This window comes from Mesorhizobium sanjuanii, from assembly GCF_002529485.1.
In the GTDB taxonomy this organism is placed as follows: Bacteria; Pseudomonadota; Alphaproteobacteria; order Rhizobiales; family Rhizobiaceae; genus Mesorhizobium; species Mesorhizobium sanjuanii.
In genome coordinates this window covers 1-25,822 of record NZ_NWQG01000083.1, presented here as the reverse complement: position 1 = coordinate 25,822, position 25,822 = coordinate 1, and the positions used below count along the sequence as shown (strand labels likewise).

The 25,822-nt window shown below is 62.4% G+C and carries 25 protein-coding genes and 1 pseudogene; 13 read left to right on the top strand and 13 right to left on the bottom strand.

Translation table 11 applies throughout. From position 1 onward, the window contains the following. Positions 1–21: 21 nt before the first annotated feature. The 8 genes from CN311_RS14220 (at position 22) to CN311_RS14190 (ending at position 7,753) form a co-directional block, all read left to right on the top strand. Positions 22–795 carry an enoyl-CoA hydratase gene (locus CN311_RS14220; RefSeq protein WP_097574388.1) on the top strand — a complete coding sequence of 258 codons (774 nt, stop codon included), beginning with the start codon at positions 22–24 and terminating at the stop codon, positions 793–795. 158 nt (positions 796–953) lie between these two features. Then, the gene (gene rpsT / locus CN311_RS14215) at positions 954–1,220 is read left to right on the top strand and encodes a 30S ribosomal protein S20 (RefSeq protein WP_008872206.1); all 267 of its coding nucleotides are present in this window, start codon (positions 954–956) and stop codon (positions 1,218–1,220) included. 849 nt (positions 1,221–2,069) lie between these two features. Next, on the top strand, positions 2,070–3,614 hold the full coding sequence (dnaA, locus tag CN311_RS14210) for a chromosomal replication initiator protein DnaA (RefSeq protein ID WP_097574387.1): 1,545 nt from the start codon (positions 2,070–2,072) through the stop codon (positions 3,612–3,614). Next, entirely contained in the window at positions 3,611–3,820 is a 210-nt protein-coding gene (locus CN311_RS32960; protein ID WP_208866494.1) for a hypothetical protein, read from the top strand. The genes dnaA and CN311_RS32960 overlap by 4 nt, the downstream gene beginning before the upstream one ends. A 139-nt stretch (positions 3,821–3,959) precedes the next feature. Then, positions 3,960–5,078, top strand: a complete 1,119-nt coding sequence (gene dnaN, locus CN311_RS14205) for a DNA polymerase III subunit beta (RefSeq protein WP_097574385.1) — start codon at positions 3,960–3,962, stop codon at positions 5,076–5,078. A 199-nt stretch (positions 5,079–5,277) separates the two neighbouring features. Continuing rightward, a complete protein-coding gene (gene recF, locus CN311_RS14200; protein ID WP_097574384.1) occupies positions 5,278–6,417 on the top strand; it encodes a DNA replication/repair protein RecF in 1,140 nt (379 codons plus the stop codon). 94 nt (positions 6,418–6,511) lie between these two features. Beyond that, positions 6,512–7,261, top strand: coding sequence for a molybdopterin-synthase adenylyltransferase MoeB (locus CN311_RS14195; protein ID WP_165779703.1), 750 nt, complete (start codon positions 6,512–6,514; stop codon positions 7,259–7,261). Between the two features lie 3 nt (positions 7,262–7,264). Further along, positions 7,265–7,753, top strand: coding sequence for a GNAT family N-acetyltransferase (locus CN311_RS14190; RefSeq protein WP_097574381.1), 489 nt, complete (start codon positions 7,265–7,267; stop codon positions 7,751–7,753). Between the two features lie 39 nt (positions 7,754–7,792). Here CN311_RS14190 and CN311_RS14185 read toward each other — a convergent pair whose 3' ends face one another. Then, positions 7,793–8,794 (bottom strand): 2-hydroxyacid dehydrogenase, encoded by a 1,002-nt coding sequence (locus CN311_RS14185; protein WP_097574379.1) that lies wholly within the window; start codon positions 8,792–8,794, stop codon positions 7,793–7,795. A 158-nt stretch (positions 8,795–8,952) separates the two neighbouring features. On the opposite strand from CN311_RS14185, the gene CN311_RS14180 reads away from it, so the two are divergent. Then, positions 8,953–9,510, top strand: coding sequence for an SH3 domain-containing protein (locus CN311_RS14180; RefSeq protein ID WP_097574378.1), 558 nt, complete (start codon positions 8,953–8,955; stop codon positions 9,508–9,510). Between the two features lie 33 nt (positions 9,511–9,543). On the opposite strand, the gene CN311_RS14175 is transcribed toward CN311_RS14180, so the two are convergent. Together CN311_RS14175 and irrA are read right to left on the bottom strand one after the other, a co-directional pair. Then, the gene (locus CN311_RS14175) at positions 9,544–9,903 is read right to left on the bottom strand and encodes a DUF4260 domain-containing protein (protein ID WP_097574376.1); all 360 of its coding nucleotides are present in this window, start codon (positions 9,901–9,903) and stop codon (positions 9,544–9,546) included. Between the two features lie 10 nt (positions 9,904–9,913). Continuing rightward, a complete protein-coding gene (gene irrA, locus CN311_RS14170; protein ID WP_097574374.1) occupies positions 9,914–10,345 on the bottom strand; it encodes an iron response transcriptional regulator IrrA in 432 nt (143 codons plus the stop codon). Positions 10,346–10,690: 345 nt separating this feature from the next. Here irrA and fabA point away from each other — a divergent pair, with 345 nt between their 5' ends. The 4 genes from fabA to CN311_RS14150 all read left to right on the top strand — a co-directional run bounded on the left by fabA (position 10,691) and on the right by CN311_RS14150 (position 14,924). Continuing rightward, complete coding sequence (fabA, locus tag CN311_RS14165) at positions 10,691–11,209, top strand: 3-hydroxyacyl-[acyl-carrier-protein] dehydratase FabA (protein ID WP_097574372.1); 519 nt, start codon at positions 10,691–10,693, stop codon at positions 11,207–11,209. 31 nt (positions 11,210–11,240) lie between these two features. Continuing rightward, positions 11,241–12,461, top strand: a complete 1,221-nt coding sequence (gene fabB / locus CN311_RS14160) for a beta-ketoacyl-ACP synthase I (protein ID WP_097574371.1) — start codon at positions 11,241–11,243, stop codon at positions 12,459–12,461. A gap of 15 nt (positions 12,462–12,476) precedes the next feature. Beyond that, a complete protein-coding gene (gene fabI, locus CN311_RS14155) occupies positions 12,477–13,289 on the top strand; it encodes an enoyl-ACP reductase FabI (protein WP_097574369.1) in 813 nt (270 codons plus the stop codon). Between the two features lie 84 nt (positions 13,290–13,373). Next, positions 13,374–14,924: a putative bifunctional diguanylate cyclase/phosphodiesterase gene (locus CN311_RS14150; protein WP_097574367.1), complete on the top strand. Its 1,551-nt coding sequence runs from the start codon at positions 13,374–13,376 to the stop codon at positions 14,922–14,924. Positions 14,925–14,931: 7 nt separating this feature from the next. Here CN311_RS14150 and CN311_RS14145 read toward each other — a convergent pair whose 3' ends face one another. The 10 genes and pseudogenes from CN311_RS14145 to CN311_RS14100 all read right to left on the bottom strand — a co-directional run. Continuing rightward, on the bottom strand, positions 14,932–15,945 hold the full coding sequence (locus CN311_RS14145; protein WP_097574366.1) for a class I SAM-dependent methyltransferase: 1,014 nt from the start codon (positions 15,943–15,945) through the stop codon (positions 14,932–14,934). Positions 15,946–16,019: 74 nt separating this feature from the next. Continuing rightward, positions 16,020–18,167, bottom strand: a complete 2,148-nt coding sequence (gene pnp / locus CN311_RS14140) for a polyribonucleotide nucleotidyltransferase (protein WP_097574364.1) — start codon at positions 18,165–18,167, stop codon at positions 16,020–16,022. 280 nt (positions 18,168–18,447) lie between these two features. Continuing rightward, positions 18,448–18,717, bottom strand: coding sequence for a 30S ribosomal protein S15 (rpsO, locus tag CN311_RS14135; protein WP_006337962.1), 270 nt, complete (start codon positions 18,715–18,717; stop codon positions 18,448–18,450). A gap of 195 nt (positions 18,718–18,912) precedes the next feature. After that, on the bottom strand, positions 18,913–19,059 hold the full coding sequence (locus CN311_RS14130; protein ID WP_280954036.1) for a hypothetical protein: 147 nt from the start codon (positions 19,057–19,059) through the stop codon (positions 18,913–18,915). An 18-nt stretch (positions 19,060–19,077) separates the two neighbouring features. Beyond that, positions 19,078–20,058 (bottom strand): tRNA pseudouridine(55) synthase TruB, encoded by a 981-nt coding sequence (gene truB, locus CN311_RS14125; protein ID WP_097574362.1) that lies wholly within the window; start codon positions 20,056–20,058, stop codon positions 19,078–19,080. Beyond that, positions 20,058–20,486, bottom strand: a complete 429-nt coding sequence (gene rbfA, locus CN311_RS14120; protein ID WP_097574360.1) for a 30S ribosome-binding factor RbfA — start codon at positions 20,484–20,486, stop codon at positions 20,058–20,060. Before rbfA ends, truB begins: the two co-directional genes overlap by 1 nt. A 191-nt stretch (positions 20,487–20,677) precedes the next feature. Continuing rightward, positions 20,678–23,248 carry a translation initiation factor IF-2 gene (infB, locus tag CN311_RS14115; RefSeq protein WP_097574359.1) on the bottom strand — a complete coding sequence of 857 codons (2,571 nt, stop codon included), beginning with the start codon at positions 23,246–23,248 and terminating at the stop codon, positions 20,678–20,680. Next, entirely contained in the window at positions 23,245–23,895 is a 651-nt protein-coding gene (locus tag CN311_RS14110) for an RNA-binding protein (protein WP_097574430.1), read from the bottom strand. Before CN311_RS14110 ends, infB begins: the two co-directional genes overlap by 4 nt. Before the next feature lie 38 nt (positions 23,896–23,933). Further along, a complete protein-coding gene (nusA, locus tag CN311_RS14105) occupies positions 23,934–25,529 on the bottom strand; it encodes a transcription termination factor NusA (RefSeq protein ID WP_097574429.1) in 1,596 nt (531 codons plus the stop codon). A gap of 48 nt (positions 25,530–25,577) precedes the next feature. Next, positions 25,578–25,822 (bottom strand): annotated as a pseudogene (locus CN311_RS14100) (ribosome maturation factor RimP); the annotation flags it as partial.

The following is a 25,822-nucleotide window of genomic DNA, read 5'->3' as shown; positions in this document are numbered from 1 at the left end:
CTGGAACGAGGAGGCGAAGCCATGGCCTATGAAACCATCATCGTGGAAACGCGCGGCAAGGTCGGGCTAATCACGCTGAACCGGCCGAAGGCGCTCAACGCGCTGAACTCCGAAGTTCTGAAGGAGGTGGTGGCGGCCGTGAACGTGTTCGGCGCGAACCCCGATATCGGCGCCATGGTCATCACCGGTTCCGAGAAGGCTTTTGCCGCTGGCGCCGACATCAAGGAAATGCAGGCGATCTCCTTTGTAGACGCTTATGTGCAGGACTTCTTCGTCGGTTGGGAGGAGCTCACGCGGACGCGAAAGCCCATCATCGCGGCGGTTGCCGGCTACGCGCTCGGGGGCGGCTGCGAACTGGCGATGATGTGCGATTTCATCATCGCCGCCGACAACGCCAAGTTCGGACAGCCCGAAATCACGCTTGGCGTCATGCCGGGCATGGGTGGATCGCAGCGTCTGACCCGCTTCGTCGGCAAGTCGAAGGCGATGGACATGTGCCTGACCGGACGGATGATGGATGCGGCCGAGGCCGAGCGTTGCGGCCTGGTGTCACGCGTCGTGCCTGCCGGCGAGTTGATCGAGGAAGCCCTGAAGGCGGCAGCCAAGATTGCTGATTTTTCGTTGCCGTCGGTGATGATGGCCAAGGAGGCCGTCAACCGGGCCTTTGAAACGACGCTGGCCGAAGGGTTGCGGTTCGAACGCCGCCTGTTTCACTCCCTGTTTGCGCTCGACGACCAGAAGGAAGGCATGGCGGCCTTTGCCGAAAAGCGGAAGCCGAATTTCACCAACCGCTAGGACCTCGGCATTGCCGGCCAAAAAGAGCGAAGCGGCGTTGACGCGCCGGAAAAGCTGAACTATAAGCCGCTCCAACCGAGGCGGCCGCGTGGCTGCCCGTTTGTTTTTTGCGCCCTGCGGCATCCCGCGGGCGCCCACCAGATCAGAAGAGAGGCATCATGGCCAACACCTCCTCGGCCAAAAAGGCAACGCGCAAGATCGCCCGCCGCGCGGCGATCAACAAGAACCGCCGCTCGCGCGTGCGGACCTATGTCCGTCAGGTCGAAGAGGCGCTCGCCTCAGGCGACAAGGCCGCCGCGCAGGCTGCCTTCAAAATAGCGGAGCCGGAACTGATGCGCGCCGCGACCAAGGGCGTGGTGCACAAGAATACGGCATCCCGCAAGGTGTCGCGACTCGCCCAGCGCCTTAAAGTGCTGTCGGCCTAATATACCTTTCCTAAACTTGTCTTCTTCAAGCCCGGCCGATCGCGCCGGGTTTTTTCGTTTGCCGGCAAGTACTTAAAAAGGAAAGCCCGCAAACGACACTGCGGGTGGATTTCAAAGTCCCAAATGCTTTGCCGGCATATACATGTCCGCTGATGTTCGAGTCCTCGAAACAGGCCTGCCTATAAAATATAGGCTGTCATAAATTATCCATTTATTTCAAATAGTTACAGGTGGTCGTCCACAGCTTGTTCACATCGCAGGCGGGGGATCGTGGACAATTGGCTGTCAAGGAAATTATTTCAGAAAATTTCGCGCGGTGCGGCCTTTTTCATATTCGCCGGAAAAGGGTTTGAATCACAATGGCTTTGTCAAAATGTGCGGTTGCAGCATAGCGTCCTGACCAGCCTGTGCTAACCAGATTCCTTAAAAATCCGTTAGTCGTGGCCTTGCCCTATCCACAACGATTTCGTTAATGTCTCTCCATCGAGAGGGACGGGCCATTGGCCCTTGAACCCAGCCTGAATCGGCCAGCTGAAAATGGCGGAATTCATGACGTGGATCATTTCCGCGCACGGGTTTGGTTTGTCTTTCGATGCGGTAGGGGACTGGCGTAACTGTACATGGCAGGTTAACGACGCGCCGGCGTTTTCGCCGGGTGGAATTGCTTTGCCCTGGCATGACCAAAGCGGGCTGACTCTTCAGAGGTCGGCGCCGGTCCCTTGACAACGAGACGACATCATTGCCGGCGGCGGTGATGATGTCGCAGCGAAGACACGGTCGCCGGAAACATGGATGCAGGAGGCGTATCCCCGGCGGAAATAAAGGTACAAAAGGACAAGGAACTCTATCATGCAGAGCGGCATCGAAAGGGAGCTTACGAGCGACCTCTCATTTCCTGGAACCTTGATCGGAGGGGACGACATGTCGGCTTCCAACGACGCGGAACAGAAGTTCGACCGGGTGAAGGCCCAGTTGAAGGCGCGTCTGGGAACCGAGGTCTATTCGAGCTGGTTCGGACGCATGAAGGTCGCCGAGGCTTCCCGGGGGATTGTCCGTATCTCCGTGCCCACCGCCTTCCTGCGCTCGTGGATCAACGGCCACTATCTCGACCTCATCGCCGAGCTGTGGAAACATGAGGATCCCGAAATCCTCAAGATTGAGATCGTCGTGCGCAACGCTACCCGCCCGGGGCGCAATGGCGTCGAGCCCGAAGCGGCGCCGGCGCGCAAGATGACAAGGCAGGCGCAGACGGCGCTGGCCGCCGGTACGGCAAGTCCAGGCAGGGTCGAGCGTGCACCGGCACCTCGCCCAGGCATGCCGACCGAGACCGAGTTCAGGCACAATGTGCTCGGTTCCCCGCTTGACCCGCGCTACACGTTCGGCTCCTTCATCGAGGGACCGTCGAACCGGGTGGCGTTCGCCGCCGCCAAGGCGGTGGCGGAATCGCAATCGAGCGCGGTGCGCTTCAACCCACTCTTTCTCCATGCGACGGTCGGGCTCGGCAAGACGCACCTTTTGCAGGCGATCGCAGCGGAATCGTTGAAGCAGAATCCGAAATCGCGCGTCGTCTATCTCACAGCCGAATATTTCATGTGGCGCTTCGCCACCGCGATCCGCGACAACAACGCGCTGACGCTGAAGGAACAGTTGCGCGATATCGATCTCCTCATCATCGATGACATGCAGTTCCTGCAGGGCAAATCGATCCAGCACGAATTCTGCCATCTTATCAATATGTTGCTCGACAGTGCCAAGCAGGTGGTGGTTGCCGCCGACCGGCCACCGTCGGAGTTGGAATCGCTGGAGCCGCGCGTCCGCTCACGCCTCAATGGCGGCGTCGCGCTCGAAATGTCGGCGCCGGATTTCGCCATGCGCATCGGCATGCTCAAGCTGCGTCTTGCCACCGCCAAGGCCGATGACGCCTCGCTCGACATTTCCGAGGAGATCCTCAACCATGTCGCCCGTACAGTGACCGGCAGCGGGCGCGAACTCGAAGGCGCGTTCAACCAGCTTCTGTTTCGCCAGTCCTTCGAACCGCAGATCACCATCGACCGTATCGACGAGATTCTCGGCCACATCTATCGTTCGGGCGAACCCAAGCGGGTGCGCATCGAGGACATCCAGCGCATCGTGGCGCGCCACTACAATGTGTCGAAGACCGAACTCTTGTCCAACCGGCGCACGCGCACCATCGTCAAGCCGCGTCAGGTCGCCATGTATCTTTCGAAAGTCCTGACGCCACGCTCCTTGCCGGAGATAGGCCGGCGTTTCGGCGGCCGCGATCATACGACGGTGCTGCATGCCGTGCGCAAGATCGAGGATCTCTCGGGCGTCGACAACACGCTGGCGCAGGAGCTCGAATTGCTGAGAAGACTGATCAACGATCAGGCTTGACCGCCCCGAAAAGTGAAAGCGCGCCGCGTTTGGATGCATCATGCGACGCGCTTGATATCTCTGTTTTCATGCATGTCGTCGTCGCAAAACCGCTGCGCACTTTTGCGCGACATGCATTTGTTTTCATGCATGTCGTCGTCGCAAAACCGCTGCGCACTTTTGCGCGACATGCATTGGCAGGCTTTATCCCCAGAAAGCCCCCGTAACCGGCCCGAACCGATCGCGCGGGCTTGCGTTTGCGGGGTTTTTCCTGTCAGTTTGTGCAGATTCTGAGCCTGTTCAGACCTTTCGCGGGGAGCCGCTTGCCGGAGACCCGTTCATTCATTCAAGCGAGCCTGTTTCGTCATGCGTGTTATCCTGGAACGGTCAAATCTCCTGAAGTCGCTCAATCACGTTCACCGCGTGGTCGAGCGCCGCAACACCATACCGATCCTGTCGAACGTGCTGTTGAGCGCCGAAGGCGCCACTCTCGAAATGAAGGCGACCGACCTCGATCTGGAGGTGACCGAAGCCACGCCCGCCAAGGTCGAGCGCGGTGGCGCGACGACGGTCCCGGCGCACCTGCTCTACGACATCGTGCGCAAGCTGGCCGATGGAGCGGAGGTCATGCTGAAGACCGACGAAGACGGCAACGCCATGACGGTGACCTCGGGCCGCTCGAGCTTCCGGCTCCAATGCCTGCCGCAGAGCGATTTCCCGGAGCTTTCGGCCGGGTCGTTTTCGCATATCTTCCGGCTGGATTCGGTGGCGCTGAGGGGACTGATCGAGAAGACCCAGTTCGCCATCTCGACCGAAGAGACGCGCTACTATCTCAACGGCATCTATCTGCACACGCATGAGGCCGGCGGCAAGCTGAAGCTGCGCTCGGTTGCGACCGATGGTCATCGCCTGGCGCGCGCCGAGATCGATGCGCCGGCCGGATCCGAAGGCATGCCGGGCATCATCATTCCGCGTAAAACGGTCAGCGAGCTGCAAAAGCTGGTCGACGACCCCGATGTCGCCGTCACCACCGAATTGTCCGACACCAAGATCCGCTTCACCATCGGCAGCGTGGTTTTGACGTCGAAGCTGATCGACGGCACCTTCCCGGACTATCAGCGGGTCATCCCGACAGGCAACGACAAGAAGCTGATCATCGATCGCCAGAGTTTCGCCGCCGCCGTCGACCGCGTCTCGACCATTTCTTCCGAACGCGGCCGAGCCGTGAAGCTTTCAATCGCCGAGGGGCAGGTCACGCTTGCGGTCAACAATCCGGATTCGGGCAGCGCCACCGAGGAGCTGGCCGCGGACTATTCATCCGATCCGATCGAGATCGGTTTCAACGCCAAATATCTGCTCGACGTCGCCGCCCAGTTGACCGGCACGGAGGCAAAATTCATGCTGGCGGACGCCGGTTCGCCGACGCTTATCCACGACATGGCCGACGAAACCGCACTCTATGTGCTGATGCCGATGCGGGTGTAGCCGCGCTGCGTCGGTGATCCGGCCGCGCCAGACGACAATGATTGCGGCAGCTTCTAATAGCGCGCCGCGTTCGACCGGCCCCATGCGACGCGCTTCAGATCCTTGTTTTATGCATGTCGTTATCGCAAAACCGCTCCACACCCTCGGGTCAGGCCCGTGGGCATGCTTTTGCGCGACATGCATTACAGGCGGATAGCGGTTGCCGGAACAAACCTATATAAGTAAGCTTACACTTACTAACTTCCGCAATTATGCCGCGCTGTCGATCGAACTTGCGCCCGGAGCCGTGGTGTTTTCCGGTGACAACGGCGCAGGCAAGACCAATCTCCTGGAAGCGATATCGCTGCTGACGCCGGGACGTGGCCTGCGCCGCGCCCCTTACGCCGATGTGGCTCGCGAGGGCGGCGATGGTGGCTTCGCGCTGCATGCCCGGCTCGACGGGCCGAATGGTCCGGTCGAGATCGGCACCGGGATTTCGGGCGGCGACAACGCAGGCGACGGCGGCCGGCGGGTGCGGATCAACGGCGCCGCAGCGCGCTCGGCCGACGACATGCTTGAATGGCTGCGCGTCGTCTGGCTGACGCCGGCGATGGATGGCCTGTTTCCAGGCCCGGCCGCCGACCGGCGGCGCTTCCTCGATCGCCTGGTGCTGGCGATCGATCCCGGTCATGGCCAGCGCGCGCTTGACTATGAAAAGGCGATGCGCGGCCGTAACCGACTGCTTACGGAGAATTCGCGCGACGGCGCCTGGTTCGATGCGATCGAGACGCAGATGGCCGAAACCGGCGTGGCGATTGCCGCGGCTCGTGCCGAATTGGTGCGCCTGCTCGCCGCCATGATCGACATGCTGCCAGGCGACAGTCCGTTTCCGCAAGCCGATATCGGCCTGTTCGGCGAACTGGAAGGCGAACTCGCCAACTCGCCAGCGGTCGATGTCGAGGAACGGTTTCGCCGCGCCCTTGCCGAAGGCCGCGATCGCGACCGCGCCGCCGGGCGCACGCTGGACGGTCCGCACCGTTCGGATCTCGTGGTGCGGCACCGGCCAAAGGCGATGCCGGCCGAACTCTGCTCGACCGGCGAACAGAAGGCGCTGCTTGTCGGCATCGTGCTGTCGCATGCAAGGCTGACCGGCGAGATGTCCGGCATGACGCCGATCCTGCTGCTCGACGAGATCGCAGCCCATCTCGACAGCGGCCGGCGCGCCGCGCTGTTTTCGATACTGGAAGAGCTGAACTGTCAGGCCTTCATGACGGGAACCGACGCGGCGCTGTTTTCCAGCCTCAAGGGACGGGCGCAGTTCCTGACGGTCGACCACGGCATGGTTGGGCCAACCATTTGACTCTATGCATGTCGTTATCCCAAAACCGCTACGCACTTTTGGGCGACATGCATTGACACCTGACAAGTTTTTTGCACCGCAGTAAGGTTTGCAGATGACCTCTCTGACCGACCAAGAACTCGAACGCTATGCCCGCCACATCGTGCTGCCCGAAATCGGCGGGCCCGGCCAGCAGAAATTGAAACGCGCGCGGGTTCTGGTCATCGGCGCCGGCGGGCTGGGTGCGCCAGTGCTCGAATATCTGGCGGCCGCCGGCGTCGGCACGCTCGGCATCGTCGACGACGACACCGTCTCGCTGTCAAACCTGCAAAGGCAGGTGATCCATGGCACCGATACGGTCGGCATGGCGAAAACCGGAAGCGCCAAGGCGGCGATTGCCCGTATCAACCCCCACGTCACCGTGGAAGAGCACAATCTCAGGCTGACGGCGGACAACGCCCCTGCCCTCGTCGCCCGCTATGATCTTGTCGTCGACGGCTCCGACAATTTCGAGACGCGTTATGCCGTGGCCGACGCCTGCGCGGCGGAAAAACGACCATTGGTGCACGCCGCCGTCGGCCGCTTCGACGGCTCGGTGACGGTGCTGAAGCCATTCGAGACCGGCACCGACGGCAGGCCGAATCCGAGCTATCGCGATCTTTTCCCCGAGGCGCCGCCGCCCGGACTGGTGCCGTCCTGCGCCGTCGCCGGCGTGCTCGGCGCGCTAACCGGTGTGATCGGCACATTGCAGGCAATGGAGGCGATCAAGCTGATCGCCGGTATCGGCGAGCCGCTCGTCGGCCGGCTGCTGCTCTATGATGCACTGGCCGCGCGCTTCGACACGATCCGCTACAAGAAGAACTAGACCATGGACCGCACCGCGTGTGTTTCAGTCACACAGCTTCCGGCCGATTGCGGTCGTTGGGACGAGGTGCTGGCGCTGATCATGCGTGCCTTTGCCACGATGGACGGCGTCATCGATCCGCCATCCTCGGCGCATCGCCTTACCGCGGAAGATCTCCGGGACAAAGCCGGGCGGGAAACAATCTTCGCGGCGCTGAAGGGCGGCAGAATCATTGGCTGTGTGTTCGTTCTGGAGCGGACTGAGGATTTCTATGTCGGAAAGTTCGCGGTCGACCCGGGCTTTCAGGGACAAGGTATCGGCAGGGGACTGATGCAGGCTGCCGAAGCTCTTGCCCGCAGCCGAGACAAGCGCGCGATCGAGTTGCAGACGCGGATCGAACTGACCGGTAATCACGCGGCCTTCACCCGCCTCGGCTTTCGCGAAACGGATCGGACGGCGCATGACGGCTATAGCCGAGCGACCTCGATCACCATGCGCAAGGTGCTTTCGTAAGCCTGCGCTGATCGCAGATGAGTAAGCGCTGCCAGCCGATCACGCCCGCAACGGCAGCACGCGGTCCGGCGGGCGGTGGCCGTCGAAAAAGGCGCGGATGTTGATGATGACCTTCTCGCCCATGTCGATGCGGCCCTCGAGCGTCGCCGAGCCCATGTGCGGCAAAAGCACGACCTTGCCCTTGGCGGCGAGCTTCAAGAGTTTCGGGTTCAGCGCCGGCTCGTGCTCGTAGACATCGAGGCCGGCACCGGCGATCTTGCCGTCCTGGATCAGCTTGACCAGCGATTCCTCGTCGATGATGTCGCCGCGCGCCGTGTTGACGATGTAAGCGGACGGTTGCATAAGCGCCAGCCGCCGCGCCGAAAGCAGGTGGAAGGTTGCCGGCGTCGATGGACAGTTGACCGAAATGATGTCCATGCGGGCAAGCATCTGGTCGAGGCTTTCCCAGTAGGTCGCCTCCAACTCGTCCTCGACGGCCGGCAGTACGCGATGACGGTTGTGGTAGTGGATCGAAAGACCGAAGGCCTTGGCCCGCCTGGCAACCGCGGTGCCGATGCGGCCCATGCCGACAATGCCGAGGCGTTTGCCCCAGATACGCCGGCCCAGCATCCAGGTCGGCGACCAGCCGGCCCATTTCTTGTCACCGGTCAGCACATTGGCGCCTTCCGCCAGCCGCCGCGGCACAGCCAGCATCAACGCCATCGTCATGTCGGCCGTATCCTCGGTCAGCACGTTGGGCGTGTTGGTGACGGTGATGCCCTTCTTGGCCGCCGCCGCCACGTCGATCTTGTCGACGCCATTGCCGAAATTGGCGATCAGCTTCAGATTCTCGCCAGCCTGGGCGATCAGCGCCGCGTCGATCCGATCGGTCACGGTCGGCACCAACACGTCGGCTTCCTTGACCGCCGCGACCAGCTCCGGCTGCGTCATCGGCCTGTCCTCGACATTCAACCGGGCGTCGAACAGCTCGCGCATGCGGGTCTCGACCGGGTCGGGCAGCTTGCGCGTTATGACCACGAGCGGCTTTTTTTTGCCTGCCATTGTTCCCTCGAATACCGATCCCGTTGAGACCTCTTTAACCAAGACCGGCGAAACTGCGAACCGATCACGGCGCCGGTCATCCATGTAACAAGCGGTGCCGCCGAAGACAAAGAAAAAGGGGCGCCGGGGCCGATGGGCGAGCGCCGAAAGGAACGAAAGTGTCTGGTTTCGCGTCGCTCCGCCTGACCATTTGCGCAGCATTTCTCGGCGCTCTGCTCTACGCCCCCGTTGCGGCGGCGCAAAGTGCGGCAGCGCCCGCACAGACGATCACGCTCGGGCCGAGCGGCTTGCCGCTGCCGCGCTTCGTCAGCCTGAAATCGGGCCGCGTCAACTCCCGCGTCGGACCAGGCGTCAACTACTCCGTCGACTGGATGTACATGAAGCCCGGCCTGCCGATGGAAATCATCCAGGAATTCGATACCTGGCGTCGCGTGCGCGACGCCGACGGCTCGGAGGGCTGGATCAACCAATCGCTGCTTTCGGGCCGCCGCACGGCGATCGTGGCGCCCTGGCAGCGCGGCAAGGGTGGCCGAATCAATCTTCTCGACGACCCGGACAAGGATGCCGGCGTCGTCGCCATCGTCGAGCCAGGCGTGATGGGAACTATCAAGTCCTGCGACGGCCAGTGGTGCGAGATGACCTTCGACGGCCACACCGGCTGGCTTGCCCAGTCGCTTGTCTGGGGCGCCTATCCGGGCGAACGGGTCAAGAACTGACGCTTCTTCCGAACCGAGGTTCGGGATCATGGTCTAGCGGCCGATGCGGCCGAGATGGGTATCCTGAAAACCGCTCGACAGCTTGAGGCCGTAACCCAGCGCGCGATCTACGGCGATGTGGATGATCCAGATCAGCGCGATCGCTGTCGCCATTGCGCTGCCGAAGACGTTTCCGGCAAGCACCAGCAACACCGGGACAATCAAGATGTGGAAGGCGTTGTAGGCAAAAGCGCCGACACGCGGCCCGGCGAGATAGGCCAGCATCGACAGGTCCGGCGCCAGGATGAGCAGGGCAAACAGCCACCAGGAAACGCCTGATATCGCATAGAAGAAAAGAGCCGCGACCGCGACGGCAACCCATTCGAGCCGAACTGCCAGATCGACAGGCTTCATCAAACGGTGCTCAATCGCAGCGTTTGGGGCGCAGCCTCACCACGATGTCGACATTGGCGATCTCCATGCCTTCCGGCGGCTCCGGCAGATTGGAGACAGTGACGGGACCGCTGGCGATGTCGAAGATCCTGTTTTCGCCTTCGATGTAGAAATGGTGGTGGTCGGAGGTGTTGGTGTCGAAATAGGTCTTCGACCCTTCGACGGCCAGGATGCGCAGAAGGCCAGCCTGGGTGAATTGGTGCAGGGCATTGTAGACGGTGGCCAGCGACACCGGCACGCCGGCCTCGATCGCCTCCTCGTGCAGTTCCTCCGCCGACAGATGGCGGTCGCCCTTGGCGAAAAGCAGATCGGCCAGCGCTATGCGCTGACGCGTCGGCCTCAGGCCGGCTTCGCGAACCCGCTTGTCCACAGCGACATTTTCCTTTCGGCAGCCCAGATCCATCTATTCGTCGAAGCTCACAGTTCCGCCCCAAGACGTGCCCAGAATGGCAAAAAACCAATATCGGCCGAAACTGGACACCTCCTGACATATATTCTGTCGGCCGAATACGATCAATAGAGCGACGTGCGTCCTACAAAAGTACGCTCTATCACTTTTTTAGCCTCGCATCGTGCTTTCCGGAATCGATTCCGATTTCCGGGCCGATCGACTCCGATGCGACCGCGCGCATTGACCCGGGCAGACGGGCAGGTTAAGCGCAGACGCCGGTTTCCGGCCCGAAACAGATTGTGTTAGGAAACCAACGACAAGGGCACCTACCGCCCGGGATGATTACGGGGACGATTGATGGCGGGTTCGAAATCCAGCTACGAATACGAGGAATTGCTTGCCTGCGCCCGCGGCGAGCTGTTCGGAGCAGGAAACGCCCAGCTCCCCTATCCGCCGATGCTGATGTTCGATCGCATCACCCAGATCAGCGAGACGGGCGGCGCCTTCGACAAGGGCTTCATCCGCGCCGAATTCGACATCAAGCCTGACCTGTGGTTCTTCGCTTGCCACTTCATCGGCAATCCGATCATGCCGGGGTGCCTCGGCCTCGATGCCATGTGGCAGCTGACGGGATTCTACCTCGGCTGGCTCGGCGAGCCGGGCAAGGGAATGGCGCTGTCGACCGGTGAGGTGAAGTTCAAGGGCATGGTCACGCCATCGGTCAAGAAGGTGGAGTATGGCGTGGACTTCAAGCGCGTGATGCGCGGGCGGCTGGTGCTTGGTATTGCCGATGGCTGGCTGAAAGCGGATGGCGAGCCCATATACGCGGCAACGGATCTCAAAGTGGGTCTGTCGAAGCAGTCGGCGGTCTCCTGACCGTCACCGGACACTCTGGAAGGAGCAGCCCATGAGACGGGTCGTAGTAACAGGCCTCGGCATCGTGTCGTCGATCGGCAACAATGCCAACGAGGTGCAGGCCTCGCTCCACGATGCCAAATCCGGCATCAGCTTCTCCGATTCCTTCGCAGAACACGGCTTCCGCTGCCAGGTCTGGGGAGCGCCGACGCTGGATCCCTCGGGCATGATCGATCGCCGCGCCATGCGTTTCCTGTCGCAAGGAGCCGCCTGGAACCATGTCGCCATGGACCAGGCGATCGCCGATGCCGGGCTTGGCGAGAACGACATCACCAATGAACGCACCGGCATCGTCATGGGGTCTGGCGGACCGTCGACCCGAACCATCGTCGAGGCCGCCGAAACCACCCTCAAGAACGGCAGCCCCAAGCGCATCGGCCCGTTCGCAGTGCCGAAGGCGATGTCGTCGACCGCTTCGGCGACGCTCGCCACCTGGTTCAAGATCCACGGCGTCAACTATTCGATCTCCTCGGCCTGCTCGACCTCGGCGCATTGCATCGGCAACGGCTACGAGCTGATCCAGTGGGGCAAGCAGGACATGGTCTTCGCCGGCGGCCATGAGGATCTCGACTGGACGATGTCGGACCTGTTCGACGCGATGGGCGCCATGTCGTCGAAATACAACGACAGGGCATCGGTCGCGTCCCGCGCCTACGATGTCGATCGCGATGGTTTCGTCATCGCCGGCGGCGCCGGCGTGCTGGTTCTGGAAGAGCTCGAACACGCCAAGGCGCGCGGCGCCAAGATCTATGCCGAGATCGTCGGCTATGGCGCGACCTCCGACGGCCACGACATGGTGGCGCCTTCAGGCGAAGGTGCGGTGCGCTGTATGCGGCAAGCGATCGCGACCGTCTCTTCGCCGATCGATTACATCAACACGCACGGCACCTCGACGCCGGTCGGCGATTCCAAGGAAATGGGCGCGATCCGCGAGGTGTTCGGCGAAAAGATGCCTTTCATCACCTCGACGAAATCGCTGACCGGCCATTCGCTGGGCGCGGCTGGCGTGCAGGAATCGATCTATTCGATCCTGATGATGCAAGGCGGCTTCATCGGCGAAAGCGCCCATATCGAAAACCTCGACCCTGAATTCGAGGGCATGCCGATCGTGCGAAAGCGCATCGATAACGCCAGTATCGACACTGTTTTGTCCAATTCGTTCGGTTTCGGTGGCACCAACGCAACGCTGGTTTTCCAGCGCTATTCCGCATAAGGGATCTCGCCGGCCATGGACGGATTGATGAAGGGCAAGCGCGGGCTTGTCATGGGTGTCGCCAACGACCACTCGATCGCCTGGGGCATCGCCAGGAAATTGTCCGAACATGGGGCGGAACTCGCTTTCACCTATCAGGGCGAAGCGTTCGGGCGGCGGGTCAAGCCGCTAGCCGACAGGCTTGGCGCATCCCTGGTGGTGCCTTGCGATGTCGAGGACAGCGCATCGGTCAGCGCCACCTTCGAGACTTTGGGCAAGGAATGGGGAGGGCTGGACTTCGTCGTCCATGCCATCGGCTTTTCCGACAAGAATGAGCTCAAGGGCCTTTACGCCGACACCAGCCGCGACAATTTCGTCCGCACCATGGTCATCTCCTGCTACTCCTTCACCGAGATCGCCCGCCACGCCGCCAGGCTGATGGGGGACAGCGGCTCGATGATCACGCTGACTTATGCGGGCTCCGTCCGCGTCATGCCGAATTACAACGTCATGGGCGTCGCCAAGGCCGGGTTGGAGGCCAGCGTTCGCTATCTCGCCAATGACTACGGCCCCCGCGGCATCAGGGTGAACGGCATATCGGCGGGACCGGTGCGGACACTGGCCGGCGCCGGCATTTCCGATGCACGCCATATGTTTTCCTACCAGCAGCGCAACTCGCCGCTGCGCCGCACCGTGACCATCGACGAGGTTGGCGGTTCGGCGCTCTATCTCTTGTCCGACCTGTCGTCTGGCGTCACCGGCGAAATCCACTACGTCGATTCCGGCTATCACATCGTTTCCATGCCGACACTCGACGAGTTGAAGCAGACCGACAACGGCAAGGACTAACGGGGCCAGTAAAATTATTAATATTCGCGGCAACTCATTTTAAGGAGATTTCCGCTAGAAGGTCCCGTTACTGGGGACTTTGTAATGGCTGCTGCCGGCAATCCGACTCGAACACCGATATTCCGATTGCTCACCATTGCCAGCTCGGGCATCGGCAGTTTCATCCTCGGGCTGTGGGGCCTCAGGTTCGGTTTCGGTGACAGCCTTGCCGGCATGCAGACCGGAACGATGATCGCTATCATCGCGGCACTTTGCGCGCTCGCTTCGGCGGGAGCAGCGTTGTCCTTCTTTGCCGGCGTCGATGAATCGGCGGACTATGTCTTCAAGGAAACCCATCTCGACAAGCTGACCGGCCTGCTGGCGCGCCCGGCAATGGTCGGCAGGATTGCCGACGCCGCATCCGCGACCATGAAAACCGGTGAACCGGTGTTTCTCATCGACATCGATATCGACCGTTTCAAGCAGATTAACGACGCGATCGGCTACAGCCAGGGCGACGAGCTGATCAGCGCCTTCACCAGCCGGTTGAAGGCATCCATGCCGGAGGGCGCGGTGATCGGGCGCATCGGCGCTGGCGAGTTCGCCGTGCTTATTACCGACCGGCAGATAGAGGGGTCGCTGGAAAGCGCCGTCGAAAAGCTCATCGAGAAGATGATGGAGCCCTACCAGCTCGGCTCCCACCTGCAATCGGTCAGCCTGTCGGTGGGCATCGTGGCCATGCCGAAGGATGGCGTCGATCCCGTGCTCGTCCTGCGCCGGTCCAATCTGGCGCTGCAGAATGCGCGCGCCAGCGGGGTAGGCAATTGGTCGGTCTTCCATTCCGACATGGGCCAGGTCGCGGATTATCGCCAGTGGATCGAATCGGAATTGCACATCGCCTTCGACCGCGGCGATTTCGATCTCCACTACCAGCCGCAACTCGACCTTCCGAGCGGCCGTATCGTCGGCTATGAGGCGCTGATCCGCTGGCGGCATCCCGAACGCGGCATGATCGCGCCCATGGAATTCATCCCGATCGCCGAGGAAACCGGCATGATCGGCCCGATCGGCGAATGGGTGCTGCGCAAGGCCTGCAGCGATGCCCGCCATCTGCCCGAGGACTGTTTTGTTGCCGTCAACATCTCGCCGGTCCAGTTCATGACCAAGGATTTCGTCGGCATCGTGCGCGATACGATGACGAGCACCGGCATCCGGCCGTCACGGCTGGAGCTGGAAGTCACCGAGACGGCGATGATGCAGGACCGCGACCGCGCCGCCACAATCCTGCGGCAGCTTGCCGAGATGGGCATCTCGGTCGCCGTCGACGATTTCGGCACCGGTTATTCCAATCTCAGCTATCTGATCGATTTCTCGTTCGGCAAGCTGAAGATCGACCGTTCCTTCGTCAGCCGCATCGACACCGATTCCAGCTCGGGTGCGGTGGTTTCGACCATTGTCGGACTCTCGCGGGCGCTCGGCGTCAGCATCATCGCCGAAGGCGTGGAGACCGAAAACCAGGCGACGCTGCTCAGGGCGGCCGGCTGCGAAGTGGTGCAAGGCTTTCTGTACGGACGGCCCGAGCCACTCAAGATCGAACTTGGCGAAGCGCTGGCGATCCATGATATCCGAGAACGACGCGTCGCCAACCTGCACTGAGCATCGTTCAGCGGCGTGCCGCGAATATCTTGAACATGCCGTCGCGGGCGATCTCGGCGTGGCTGGAGAAGGCGGCTGCCAGCACCGGCTCGTAGGGGAGTTGACGGTTCGCCACCATGAACAGCCGCCCGCCCGGCTTCAGCGCCTTCGCCGCCGCGCGGATCATGCCGGCGCCGATTTCTGGTTCGGCCGCCCGGCTGCGGTGGAAGGGCGGGTTCATGACGATGACGTCGTAGCGGCGCTCGACCGCTTCGCTCAGCAAATCAATCCAGAAGAAGCGTGGTTCAACGGTGCCTTTGCCGACATTGCCTTTCGCGGCTTCGAGCGAGGCGAAGTCTGCTTCATAGAGGTCGAGCCCTGATATGCCAGGCGAGCGCGCCGCCAGCTCGGCCGCCACATAGCCCCAGCCGGCGCAGAAATCGGCGATGTTGCCACGTAGGTCCACGGGCAGGTTCTCCACGAGCAATCTGGAACCATTGTCGACCTTGTCGAAAGAGAACATACCCGGCGCAGTGTGGAAACGGCCCTCTAACACAAGGTCCGGATTGCCAGCGCGAAGCGCTGCCGCGACCTCTGCAGCGGCCGTCCGGCGAAACCAGAAGGCGATGCCGTGATGTTTCGGCAGATGACCGTCGAGTGGCACAAACTCGTCGATGCGCTTGCGCAGGCTGGCAATGCCGTCCTCCTTGCCACCGGCAACCACGATCAATCCGTTTGATGCCACGCGCTCCAGCGCCTCGGCGATGCGCAATTCGTTTTGTCCCCGATGACGGCCGGCAAGGATCAGCGCCAGGTCAAATGCGCTGCCTTCGACTTGCGGAATGACGCTGAAACCTGAAGCCTGCAAGGCGCGAAAATGTGGCCGGAAACCCTGCACGAGATGGAGCGCTGCCTCAAAACCTTCGGGCAAACGAAAGCCGGGCTCCGCACCCAGAAAGAGCACGCGCTCTCCCTTTCGCGGCAAGGCAATCGCCTCGGCCTCGAACGGATGGAACAGCGTCTTCAGCGGCTCGACGGACATTCTTCGATCTCATGTCTTAAACGAAAACGGGCGCGACATGTGCCGCGCCCGTTTCAACTTCATTGTATGACAGTTCAGGCGGCGTTTTCTTCGCCTTCAGCCTTCTTGTCGCGAGCAATTTCCTTGCCGGTGGCCTGGTCGACGACCTTCATCGACAGGCGGACCTTGCCGCGCTCGTCGAAGCCCATCAGCTTGACCCAGACCTTGTCGCCTTCCTTGACGACATCCGAGGTCTTGGCGACGCGATCGTTGGCAAGCTGCGAGATGTGGACGAGGCCGTCACGCGGACCGAAGAAGTTGACGAAAGCGCCGAAATCGGCGGTCTTGACGACCGTGCCTTCGTAGATCTCGCCGACTTCCGGCTCGGCGACGATGGTGTGGATCCACTTCTTCGCCGCCTCGATTTCCTTGGCGTTGGACGAAGCGATCTTGACCGTGCCATCGTCCTCGATGTTGATCTTGGCGCCGGTCTTCTCGACGATCTCGCGGATGACCTTGCCGCCCGAGCCGATCACGTCGCGGATCTTGTCGGTCGGGATGTGCATGACCTCGATGCGCGGCGCGAACTCACCGAGTTCGGGGCGGGCGCCGGTCAGGGCATGAGCCATTTCGCCGAGGATATGCTGGCGGCCATCCTTGGCCTGGTCCAGCGCGATCTTCATGATCTCCTCGGTGATGCCCTCGATCTTGATGTCCATCTGCAGCGAGGTGATGCCGTTGGCGGTGCCAGCGACCTTGAAGTCCATGTCGCCGAGGTGATCTTCGTCACCCAGGATGTCTGACAGAACCGCGAAGCGCTCACCTTCCTTGATCAGGCCCATGGCGATACCGGCAACCGGCTTGGCCAGCGGCACACCGGCATCCATCAGCGCCAGCGAGGTGCCGCAGACGGTGGCCATCGACGACGAACCGTTGGATTCGGTGATCTCCGAGACGACGCGCAGCGTGTAGGGGAACTGGTCAGCGCTCGGCAGCATCGGACGAATGGCGCGCCAGGCGAGCTTGCCGTGGCCGATTTCGCGGCGGCCGGGCGAACCCATGCGGCCGGTCTCACCGACGGAATAGGGAGGGAAGTTGTAGTGAAGGAGGAACTTCTCCTTGTACATGCCGGTCAGCGAATCGACATACTGCTCGTCCTCGCCGGTGCCGAGGGTGGCAACGACCAGCGCCTGGGTTTCACCGCGGGTGAACAGCGCCGAACCGTGGGTGCGCGGCAGGACGCCGACTTCGGAGACGATCTTGCGAACCGTCTTCAGGTCGCGGCCGTCGATGCGCGAGCCGGTGTCGAGGATGTTCCAGCGCACGACCTTGGCCTGGAGCTCCTTGAACACGCTGCCGATCTGCTCGGAGGTGTACTTGACCTCTTCGCCTTCGGCCGGCGCGAACGCGGCCTTGACCTTCGCCTTGACGGCGTCGACGGCGGCATAGCGCTTCTGCTTGTCGGTGATCTTATAGGCGTCGCGGAGCTCATCGCCGACGATCTTCAGCATCTCGGCTTCGAGCGCCGAATAGTCCGGCGCGGTGAAATCGCGCGGGTCCTTGGCGGCGACTTCGGCCAGCTTGATGATCGCGTCGATCACCGGCTGGAAGCCCCTGTGGCCGAACATGACGGCGCCGAGCATCAAATCCTCGCCGAGTTCCTTGGCTTCGGACTCGACCATCAGCACGGCGTCGGCGGTGCCGGCGACGACGAGGTCAAGTTTGGATTCCTGCATCTCGTCGACATGCGGGTTGAGAACGTATTCGCCGTTGATGTAGCCGACGCGGGCGCCGCCGACAGGGCCCATGAAGGGCACGCCGGAAAGCGTCAGGGCCGCCGAAGTGGCGACGATCGACAGGATGTCAGGATCGTTCTCGAGGTCGTGCTGGACGACGGTGACGACGATCTGCGTGTCGTTCTTGTAGCCGTCGGCGAAAAGCGGGCGGATCGGGCGGTCGATCAGGCGGGAAACCAGCGTTTCCTTCTCGCTCGGACGGCCTTCGCGCTTGAAATAGCCGCCCGGGATCTTGCCGGCGGCATAGGTCTTTTCCTGGTAGTTGACGGTCAGCGGGAAGAAATCGAGGCCGGGCTTCGGCTCCTTCATCGAAACGACGGTGGCGAGAACCTTGGTTTCGCCGTAGGTGGCGAGTACTGCGCCGTCGGCCTGGCGAGCGATCTTGCCGGTTTCCAGGATGAGCGGGCGACCGCCCCATTCGATTTCCACTTTGTGGTGATTGAACATGTCTTGTCCTTACTATGCGGAAAGGGCCGCGCCGTTTCAGCGTGCGCGAATGCCCCTTTCCCTTGGCTTCCTTTCTCGGGCAGCCACGGGCAAGACAACGGGAAGCTCGGGTCAATCCGGCGCGGTGGCCGCACGAGCGTCCTGCAATCCTGCCCCATGACCGTCCATGGGCGGTTTCGAGTGGCCCTCTGCACGCTCGAAACCGGATCTGGCCAATCGATGCGACTGGCAGAATGCGCGACCGGCGGACTTTCCCAAGGAAAGCCCGCCGGCCAATTCGTCAACGGCGCAGACCGAGCTTCTCGATCAGCGTCTGATAGCGCGCGTCATCCTTGCGCTTGAGATAGTCAAGCAGGCTGCGGCGCTGAGAGACGAGAGCGAGCAGACCACGTCGGGAATGGTTATCCTTCTTGTGGTCCTTGAAATGGTCGGTCAGGTTCTTGATGCGCTCGGAAAGGATGGCCACCTGGACTTCCGGAGACCCGGTATCGCCCTTGGCGGTTGCGAATTCACCCATCAATTCCTTCTTGCGCTCGGCAGTAATCGACATCGTGTTTTTCCTTATCTGTTTGAGGAAACGGGTCGCCCTCAGCCGGGATGTCGTCCAGCAGGGGCCGGTGCAAGCAAGGCGTCAGCGCGCGATGCTGCGGCGCATATAGTGCAATTCCCCGGAAAACACCAGCCCAATTCACAAGCCGGCTTTCCCTTGGCTTTTGCGAGAGAAACGAAGACTTTCAAGCTGACGCTAAAGCCACTTCTTCCATTTGAAGAAGGCGACCAGAGAAACCGCGACAAGCAACATGAAGACGAGCGCAGCCGGATAACCATAGTGAGCTTTCAGCTCCGGCATGTTCCATGGTGAGGTTTCGGGGTCGAAATTCATGCCCCGCACACCAACGAGGAAGAGCCGTCACCCGGCAAAGACCCGCTTCGGCTTGAACATGCCTTGCTCGATGGCGCCGATGGCGACCAGCTTGCCGCGCGCGGTGGCGCAGGCTTCCTCGGCCTCAACCGGGGCGTCGCGGCCACGAATGATGACCGGATTGCCGAGGCGGATTTTTGTCGCCGCATCGTCGCTGATGGCAATCTGCGGCAGGCAGTCGAGCGCCGCCGATGTGTCGACCAGAAGCGCATCGATGGCCGTGAAGTCGACCGGCAGATCGGGAGCGTCGGATGCATCATCGGCGGTATCCGGTTCCTCATCGCCCCGTTCGCCGAAACGCGCTGCCTCCAGTTCGGCGATGGTGACGAAGTCTTCCTGCGTGAACGGCTCGACCTCGATCCGGCGCAGCTCTGCGATATGACCGAAACAGCCGAGGTCGCGGCCCATGTCGCGGGCCAGCGAGCGCACATAGGTGCCCTTGCCGCATTCGACCTCGAAAATGGTGTGGTCGGCGGCGTGCTCGACCAGGTCGAGACGGCCGATCTCGACCTCGCGCGCCGGAATGTCGACCGGCTCGCCGTCGCGGGCGAGATCGTAGGCGCGTTCGCCAGCGATCTTGATGGCCGAGAATTGCGGCGGCGTCTGCATGATAATGCCGGTGTATTTCGGCAGCAGTGCGCGAACATCGGCTTCCGCCGGCCGCTCATCGGAACTCTTCGTTACCGGACCTTCGAGGTCGTCAGTCGAACGCTCCTCGCCCCAGGCGACGATGAAGCGATAGATCTTGGCGCCATCCTGCACATAGGGGACGGTCTTGGTCGCCTCGCCGAGCGCGATCGGCAACATGCCGGAGGCGAGCGGGTCGAGCGTGCCGGCATGGCCGGCCTTTTCCGCCTGGAACAGCCATTTGATCTTGGAGACGGCTTCGGTCGAGCCCATGCCGACCGGCTTGTCCAGCACCAGCCAGCCGGAGATCGGCCGACCCTTTTTCTTGCCGCGACGCCCCACTATTTTTCGTCCTTGTCGTTGTCTGTGCCGAGATCATTGTCGCTGCCTAGGTCGCGCGCCACTTCCGGCGAGTGCAGCAATTCGTTGATCTTCTGGAAATTGTCGTAGCTGGTGTCGAGCCGAAAGCGGAATTCCGGCATGTACTTCATCTGCCGGAGCGCGCCGGAAACGCGGCCGCGCACGAATTTCGCATGCTTGTTGAGCGCCTCGACCACGGCGTCCGTATCCTTGACCCCGAGCGGCGAGACGAAGGCTGTGGCGATCTTCAGGTCAGGCGACATCCGCACTTCGGAAACCGAAACCACTGCGTTTTCAATCAGCGGATCGATGATCTCGCCGCGCTGCAAGGTTTCGGACAGCGCATGACGCACCTGCTCGCCGACGCGCAGCATGCGCTGGGACGGGCCTGATGTGGTTGAACGGGGCATTTTTCTTGTCCTGGAATCGTGAGGCTCGGGATGGGACCGCACCACATGTCTCATAGAGGCTGATCCATGGATCGGGCTCTATCTTTTTGTCTGACCATGATCTTATCCGAAAACCGGATTCCACTTTTCGGGATCATGGCTCTAGGCGGCGGCCTTTCGACCACCGCCCGGTCATTCGACAGTCCACAAACTCAGAGCGTCCTGGTCACCATCTCGACGCGGAAGCACTCGATGACGTCGCCGACGCGCATGTCCTCGTAATTCTGGAAGGCCATGCCGCATTCCTGGCCGCCCGGCACTTCCGAAACCTCGTCCTTGAAGCGCTTCAGGGTCTTCAGCGTGCCTTCGTGGATGACGACGTTGTCGCGGATCAGGCGCACGCCCGCACCACGCTCGACCTTGCCCTCGGTAACACGGCAGCCGGCGATCTTGCCGACCTTGGTGATGTCGAAGATCTCGAGGATCTCGGCATTGCCGATGAAGGTCTCGCGACGCTCCGGAGAGAGCAGGCCCGAAAGCGCTGCCTTCACGTCATCGACGAGATTGTAGATGATCGAGTAGTAGCGGATCTCGATGCCCGCCGCCGCGGCAGCTGCGCGCGCCTGTACATTGGCGCGGACATTGAAGCCGATAATCGCGGCCCCGGAGGTTTCCGCCAGCGACACATCGCTTTCGGTGATGCCGCCGGCGCCCGCATGGACGATGCGCGCCCGCACCTCGTCGGTGCCGAGCTTGTCGAGCGCGGCATTGATCGCCTCGATCGAACCCTGCACGTCGCCCTTGATGACCAGGGGGAATTCCTTCAGTCCGCTTGTCTGCAACTGCGACATCATCTGTTCGAGCGAGCCGCGCTGGCCGGCATGCTTGGCCACCGCCTTCTCGCGCGCCAGACGCTGGCGATATTCGGTGATCTCGCGGGCACGGGCCTCGTTGTTGACGACGGCGAAGCGGTCGCCGGCCAGCGGGGTTCCCTGCAGGCCGAGCACTTCCACCGGCATCGCAGGCGGCGCTTCCTTGACCTGCTCGCCGCGATCGTTGACCAGCGCGCGCACCCGGCCCCATTCGTTGCCGGCGACAAGGATGTCACCCGGCATCAGCGTGCCGGTCTGCACCAGCACGGTGGCGACGGGACCACGGCCCTTGTCGAGCTGGGCCTCGATGACAACGCCCTCGGCGGTACGATCCGGATTGGCCTTGAGGTCGAGGATTTCGGCCTGCAGGAGGATCGCTTCAAGCAGCTTGTCGAGATTGGTGCCCTTGGTCGCCGACACCTCGACGTCCAGCACTTCGCCGCCCATCGATTCGACGAAGACTTCATGGCGCAGCAGTTCCGAACGCACCTTCTGCGCATCGGCTTGCGGCTTGTCGATCTTGTTGATCGCCACGATGATCGGAACGCCGGCCGCCTTGGCGTGGCTGATCGATTCGATCGTCTGCGGCATCACGCTGTCGTCGGCCGCCACCACGAGGATGGCGATATCGGTGGCCTGGGCGCCACGGGCGCGCATCGCCGTGAAGGCGGCGTGGCCGGGCGTGTCGATGAAGGTGATCTTGTGACCGTTCTTCTCGACCTGATAGGCGCCGATGTGCTGGGTGATGCCGCCGGCCTCGCCGGACACGACATTGGCGTTGCGGATGGCGTCGAGCAACGAGGTCTTGCCGTGGTCGACATGGCCCATGATCGTCACCACCGGCGGACGCGGCTCGAGATCCTCGGGACGGTCGGCGATGTTGAACAGGCCTTCCTCGATGTCGGACTCGGCGACGCGGCGGACCGTATGGCCGAATTCGGTGGCGACCAGCTCGGCCGTGTCGGCGTCGATGACGTCACCCGGCTTCAGGATCTGGCCCTGCTTCATGAAGAACTTGACCACGTCGACGGCGCGCTCGGACATACGCTGCGCCAGTTCCTGGATGGTGATGGTTTCGGGCAGGATCACTTCGCGCATGACTTTCTCGCGCGGCTCGTTGTGCATCGCGCGCTTGAATTTCTCCTGACGCCGTCGCATCGAGGACAGCGAACGGGCGCGCGCATCCTCGTCGGACAGCGCCGAGTTCAACGTCAGCTTGCCACGGCGGCGATCTTCTTCGCCCTTGGTGGGCTTGGCCGGACGCGCCACTTCGGGCGTAACCAGACGGCGCACAGGAGCACCGGCGCCGGTGCGTTTCGGCTTGACGCCCTCTTCCTCGTCGGCGGTCGCCAGTTCGGCGGCCAACGGGGCGCGGCGGCGCGCCTCTTCTTCGGCCCGGCGACGGGACTCGGCCTCGGTCTGCAGCCGCGCCTCTTCCTCGGCCTGACGGCGCGCGGATTCCTCGCGCTCGCGCTTGCGGCGCTCTTCATCCTCGGCGCGGCGCTTGGCCTCTTCGATGGCGCGCTGGCGATCCTCGACGTCACGCACCTTCGACCCCTCCAGGGCCCGGCGGCGCGCTTCCATCTCATTGCGCGACAATTCGTTCAGCACCATGCCGCTGCGTTCGGCCTGCGGCGGAGGCGGAGGCGCCTTGGGCGCTTCCTGCACGACAGGTGCCGCCGCGACCGGCGGCTTCGGCGTGAAGACGGACACAGGAGCAGCGGCCGGCTCCGGCTTGTCGCCAGGCAGCGAGAACTTGCGCTTCTTGGTCTCGACGACGACCGACTTGGTGCGGCCGTGCGAGAAATTCTGGCGCACCGTGCCCTGTTCCATACCAGGGCGCTTCAGCGTCAAGGTCTTCTTCGGCGTAACACTCAATGTCTTGTCGTCGCCAGATTTCGTATCGCTCATTCCATATCCTCTGCGGCATCATCTTCGTCAGCAACGGCCGCAAGCATTGCCAGATCGTCCGGGGAACCGCCCCGATACCGGTCGAGCGCAACCATGCGCTTCTGGACCGCCCTGCCCGCGTCTCCCGCGAGAACGGCAGCATGTATCACATTTGTACCCCCCAATGCCAAGCTCAACTCGGCTTCGGAGAAAAGTTTGTAGGCAAGGATGGCGGGGCCACCAAGATGGACGGTTGCCCGCCGCGCCTGGCTGATCTTGCGAACCCCATCATCGGACGCCTCGGCTGCGTGGAGCACGAAAAGCGCCAGTCCGCCGCGCACCGCGCTCTCGACCTTGGTGGCGCCGAGCGCGATTGCGCCTGCCTTGCGAGCAAGGCCCAGCATACCCAAAGCGGATCTGGAAAGCAGCCCGTCAACCATGCCACCGAGTTCGGCCGGCACGGTCACTTGCGCCTTGAAGGCGCGGGCAAACAGGTTTTTCGCAGCCGCCTTGTCGATATGTAGGCGGTCGGCCGTCACCCAGCAACCACGGCCGGGCAGGTTTTTCTTGATGTCGGGAACGACGGCCGAATCCGGGCCGATCACGAAACGGATCAATTCATCCGGTTCGGCCTGTCTGCGCGTGACGATGCAGGTGCGATCGTTCATCTCGTCCAAGGGCGGGTTGTGTGCGATGCGGTTTCACCTCACGCACCAACGGCTTCGTCAGCCGGCGCTTCCTGGGTCGCAACCTCGTCCTCGGTGATCCAGCCAGCCTTGAGGCGAGCAGCCAGAACCATCTGCTCGGCATCGGCGCGCGACACACCGTGATTGGCAAGCACCCCAGGGAACACCTTCGTCTCGCCGTCCTTGCGTTCCTTCCATCCGGTCAGATCGTCGGCGGCATAGCCGGCGAAGTCCTCGATCGTCTTCACACCATCCTCGCCGAGCGTCACCATCATGGCGGTGGTGACGCCGGGGATCTCGCGCAGTTCGTCCTCGACGCCAAGGGCCTTGCGCTTCTCGTCGTGCTCGGCCTCGATCTTCTCCAGATATTCGCGGGCGCGGGTCTGGATTTCCGAAGCGGTGTCCTCATCGAAGCCGTCGATCGACGCGATCTCGTCGGCATCGACATAGGCTACTTCCTCGACGCTGGTGAAACCTTCGGAGGCGAGCACCTGGCCTACCATCTCATCGACGTCGAGGGCTTCCATGAACAGCGCCGAACGCTCGACGAATTCCTTCTGGCGACGTTCGCTCTCTTCCTGCTCGGTCAGGATGTCGATATCCCAGCCGGTGAGCTGCGAGGCAAGCCGCACGTTCTGGCCGCGGCGGCCGATTGCCAGCGAGAGCTGGTCGTCCGGCACCACGACCTCGATGCGCTCGGCATCCTCGTCGAGGACGACCTTGGCGACTTCCGCCGGCTGCAGCGCGTTGACGATGAAGGACGCGGCCGAAGGCGACCACGGAATGATATCGATCTTCTCGCCCTGCAATTCGCCGACCACCGCCTGGACGCGGGAACCGCGCATACCGACGCAGGCGCCGACCGGGTCGATCGATGAGTCACGCGAGATGACGGCGATCTTGGCGCGCGAACCCGGATCGCGGGCCACCGACTTGATCTCGATGATGCCGTCGTAGATCTCCGGCACTTCCATGGTGAACAACTTGGCCATGAACTGCGGATGGGTGCGCGACAGGAATATCTGCGGGCCGCGCTGCTCGCGGCGCACGTCATAGACATAGGCGCGGACGCGATCGCCATATTTGTAGTTCTCGCGCGGGATCAGCTCGTCGCGGCGGATGATCGCCTCGCCGCGGCCAAGATCGACGATGACGTTGCCGTATTCGACGCGCTTGACCGTGCCGTTGACGATCTCGCCGATGCGGTCCTTGTATTCGTCATACTGGCGGTCGCGCTCGGCCTCACGCACCTTCTGCACGATGACCTGCTTGGCCGACTGGGCGGCGATGCGGCCGAAATCCATCGGCGGCAGCTGTTCGGCGATGAAGTCGCCAAGCTGGGCGTCGGGGTTGCGCTCGCGCGCCGAGGAAATGGCGATCTGCGTGGCGTAGTCGTCGACCTTCTCGACCACTTCCATCAGCCGCTGCAGCTTCATCTCGCCGGTGTTGGCGTTGATGTCGGCGCGGATATTGGTCTCCTGGCCATAGCGCGAGCGCGCGGCCTTCTGGATCGCATCGGCCATGGCGGCGATGACGATCGACTTGTCGATCGACTTTTCACGCGCGACCGCGTCGGCGATCTGCAGCAGTTCAAGCCTGTTGGCGCTTACAACCATTTCTTTTCTCCCGAGCTTGTTGCCGAGCCTCTGTGCCCGGCGGCCCAATCACATTTCCTGTTCGGTTTCTTCCGCGGCGTCCGCTTCCGCGCCCCCTGGCGCGTCGTCTTCGGGTTCGCCGCGGCGCTTTTTTGCTTCCTTGCGCGCCCTGTTGTCCTTCGACAGGGCATCGCGGATGAGATCGTCAGTCAGCACCAGCCGCGCATCGGCAATCGCGTCGTAAGGCACGCGCACCGTCGGTTCCTCGCCATAGGCGGCCTTGTCGCGAGCGATCAGCACGTCGTCTTCACCGG

What these genes read in the sequence shown, in the direction of transcription:
- CN311_RS14220 (WP_097574388.1), top strand. Translation starts at nt 22, where the DNA reads ATGGCCTATGAAACCATCATCGTGGAAACGCGCGGCAAGGTCGGGCTA.
- rpsT (WP_008872206.1), top strand. Translation starts at nt 954, where the DNA reads ATGGCCAACACCTCCTCGGCCAAAAAGGCAACGCGCAAGATCGCCCGC.
- dnaA (WP_097574387.1), top strand. Translation starts at nt 2,070, where the DNA reads ATGCAGAGCGGCATCGAAAGGGAGCTTACGAGCGACCTCTCATTTCCT.
- dnaN (WP_097574385.1), top strand. Translation starts at nt 3,960, where the DNA reads ATGCGTGTTATCCTGGAACGGTCAAATCTCCTGAAGTCGCTCAATCAC.
- CN311_RS14195 (WP_165779703.1), top strand. Translation starts at nt 6,512, where the DNA reads ATGACCTCTCTGACCGACCAAGAACTCGAACGCTATGCCCGCCACATC.
- CN311_RS14190 (WP_097574381.1), top strand. Translation starts at nt 7,265, where the DNA reads ATGGACCGCACCGCGTGTGTTTCAGTCACACAGCTTCCGGCCGATTGC.
- CN311_RS14185 (WP_097574379.1), bottom strand. Translation starts at nt 8,794, where the DNA reads ATGGCAGGCAAAAAAAAGCCGCTCGTGGTCATAACGCGCAAGCTGCCC.
- CN311_RS14175 (WP_097574376.1), bottom strand. Translation starts at nt 9,903, where the DNA reads ATGAAGCCTGTCGATCTGGCAGTTCGGCTCGAATGGGTTGCCGTCGCG.
- irrA (WP_097574374.1), bottom strand. Translation starts at nt 10,345, where the DNA reads ATGGATCTGGGCTGCCGAAAGGAAAATGTCGCTGTGGACAAGCGGGTT.
- fabA (WP_097574372.1), top strand. Translation starts at nt 10,691, where the DNA reads ATGGCGGGTTCGAAATCCAGCTACGAATACGAGGAATTGCTTGCCTGC.
- fabB (WP_097574371.1), top strand. Translation starts at nt 11,241, where the DNA reads ATGAGACGGGTCGTAGTAACAGGCCTCGGCATCGTGTCGTCGATCGGC.
- fabI (WP_097574369.1), top strand. Translation starts at nt 12,477, where the DNA reads ATGGACGGATTGATGAAGGGCAAGCGCGGGCTTGTCATGGGTGTCGCC.
- CN311_RS14150 (WP_097574367.1), top strand. Translation starts at nt 13,374, where the DNA reads ATGGCTGCTGCCGGCAATCCGACTCGAACACCGATATTCCGATTGCTC.
- CN311_RS14145 (WP_097574366.1), bottom strand. Translation starts at nt 15,945, where the DNA reads ATGTCCGTCGAGCCGCTGAAGACGCTGTTCCATCCGTTCGAGGCCGAG.
- pnp (WP_097574364.1), bottom strand. Translation starts at nt 18,167, where the DNA reads ATGTTCAATCACCACAAAGTGGAAATCGAATGGGGCGGTCGCCCGCTC.
- rpsO (WP_006337962.1), bottom strand. Translation starts at nt 18,717, where the DNA reads ATGTCGATTACTGCCGAGCGCAAGAAGGAATTGATGGGTGAATTCGCA.
- rbfA (WP_097574360.1), bottom strand. Translation starts at nt 20,486, where the DNA reads ATGCCCCGTTCAACCACATCAGGCCCGTCCCAGCGCATGCTGCGCGTC.
- infB (WP_097574359.1), bottom strand. Translation starts at nt 23,248, where the DNA reads ATGAGCGATACGAAATCTGGCGACGACAAGACATTGAGTGTTACGCCG.
- CN311_RS14110 (WP_097574430.1), bottom strand. Translation starts at nt 23,895, where the DNA reads ATGAACGATCGCACCTGCATCGTCACGCGCAGACAGGCCGAACCGGAT.
- nusA (WP_097574429.1), bottom strand. Translation starts at nt 25,529, where the DNA reads ATGGTTGTAAGCGCCAACAGGCTTGAACTGCTGCAGATCGCCGACGCG.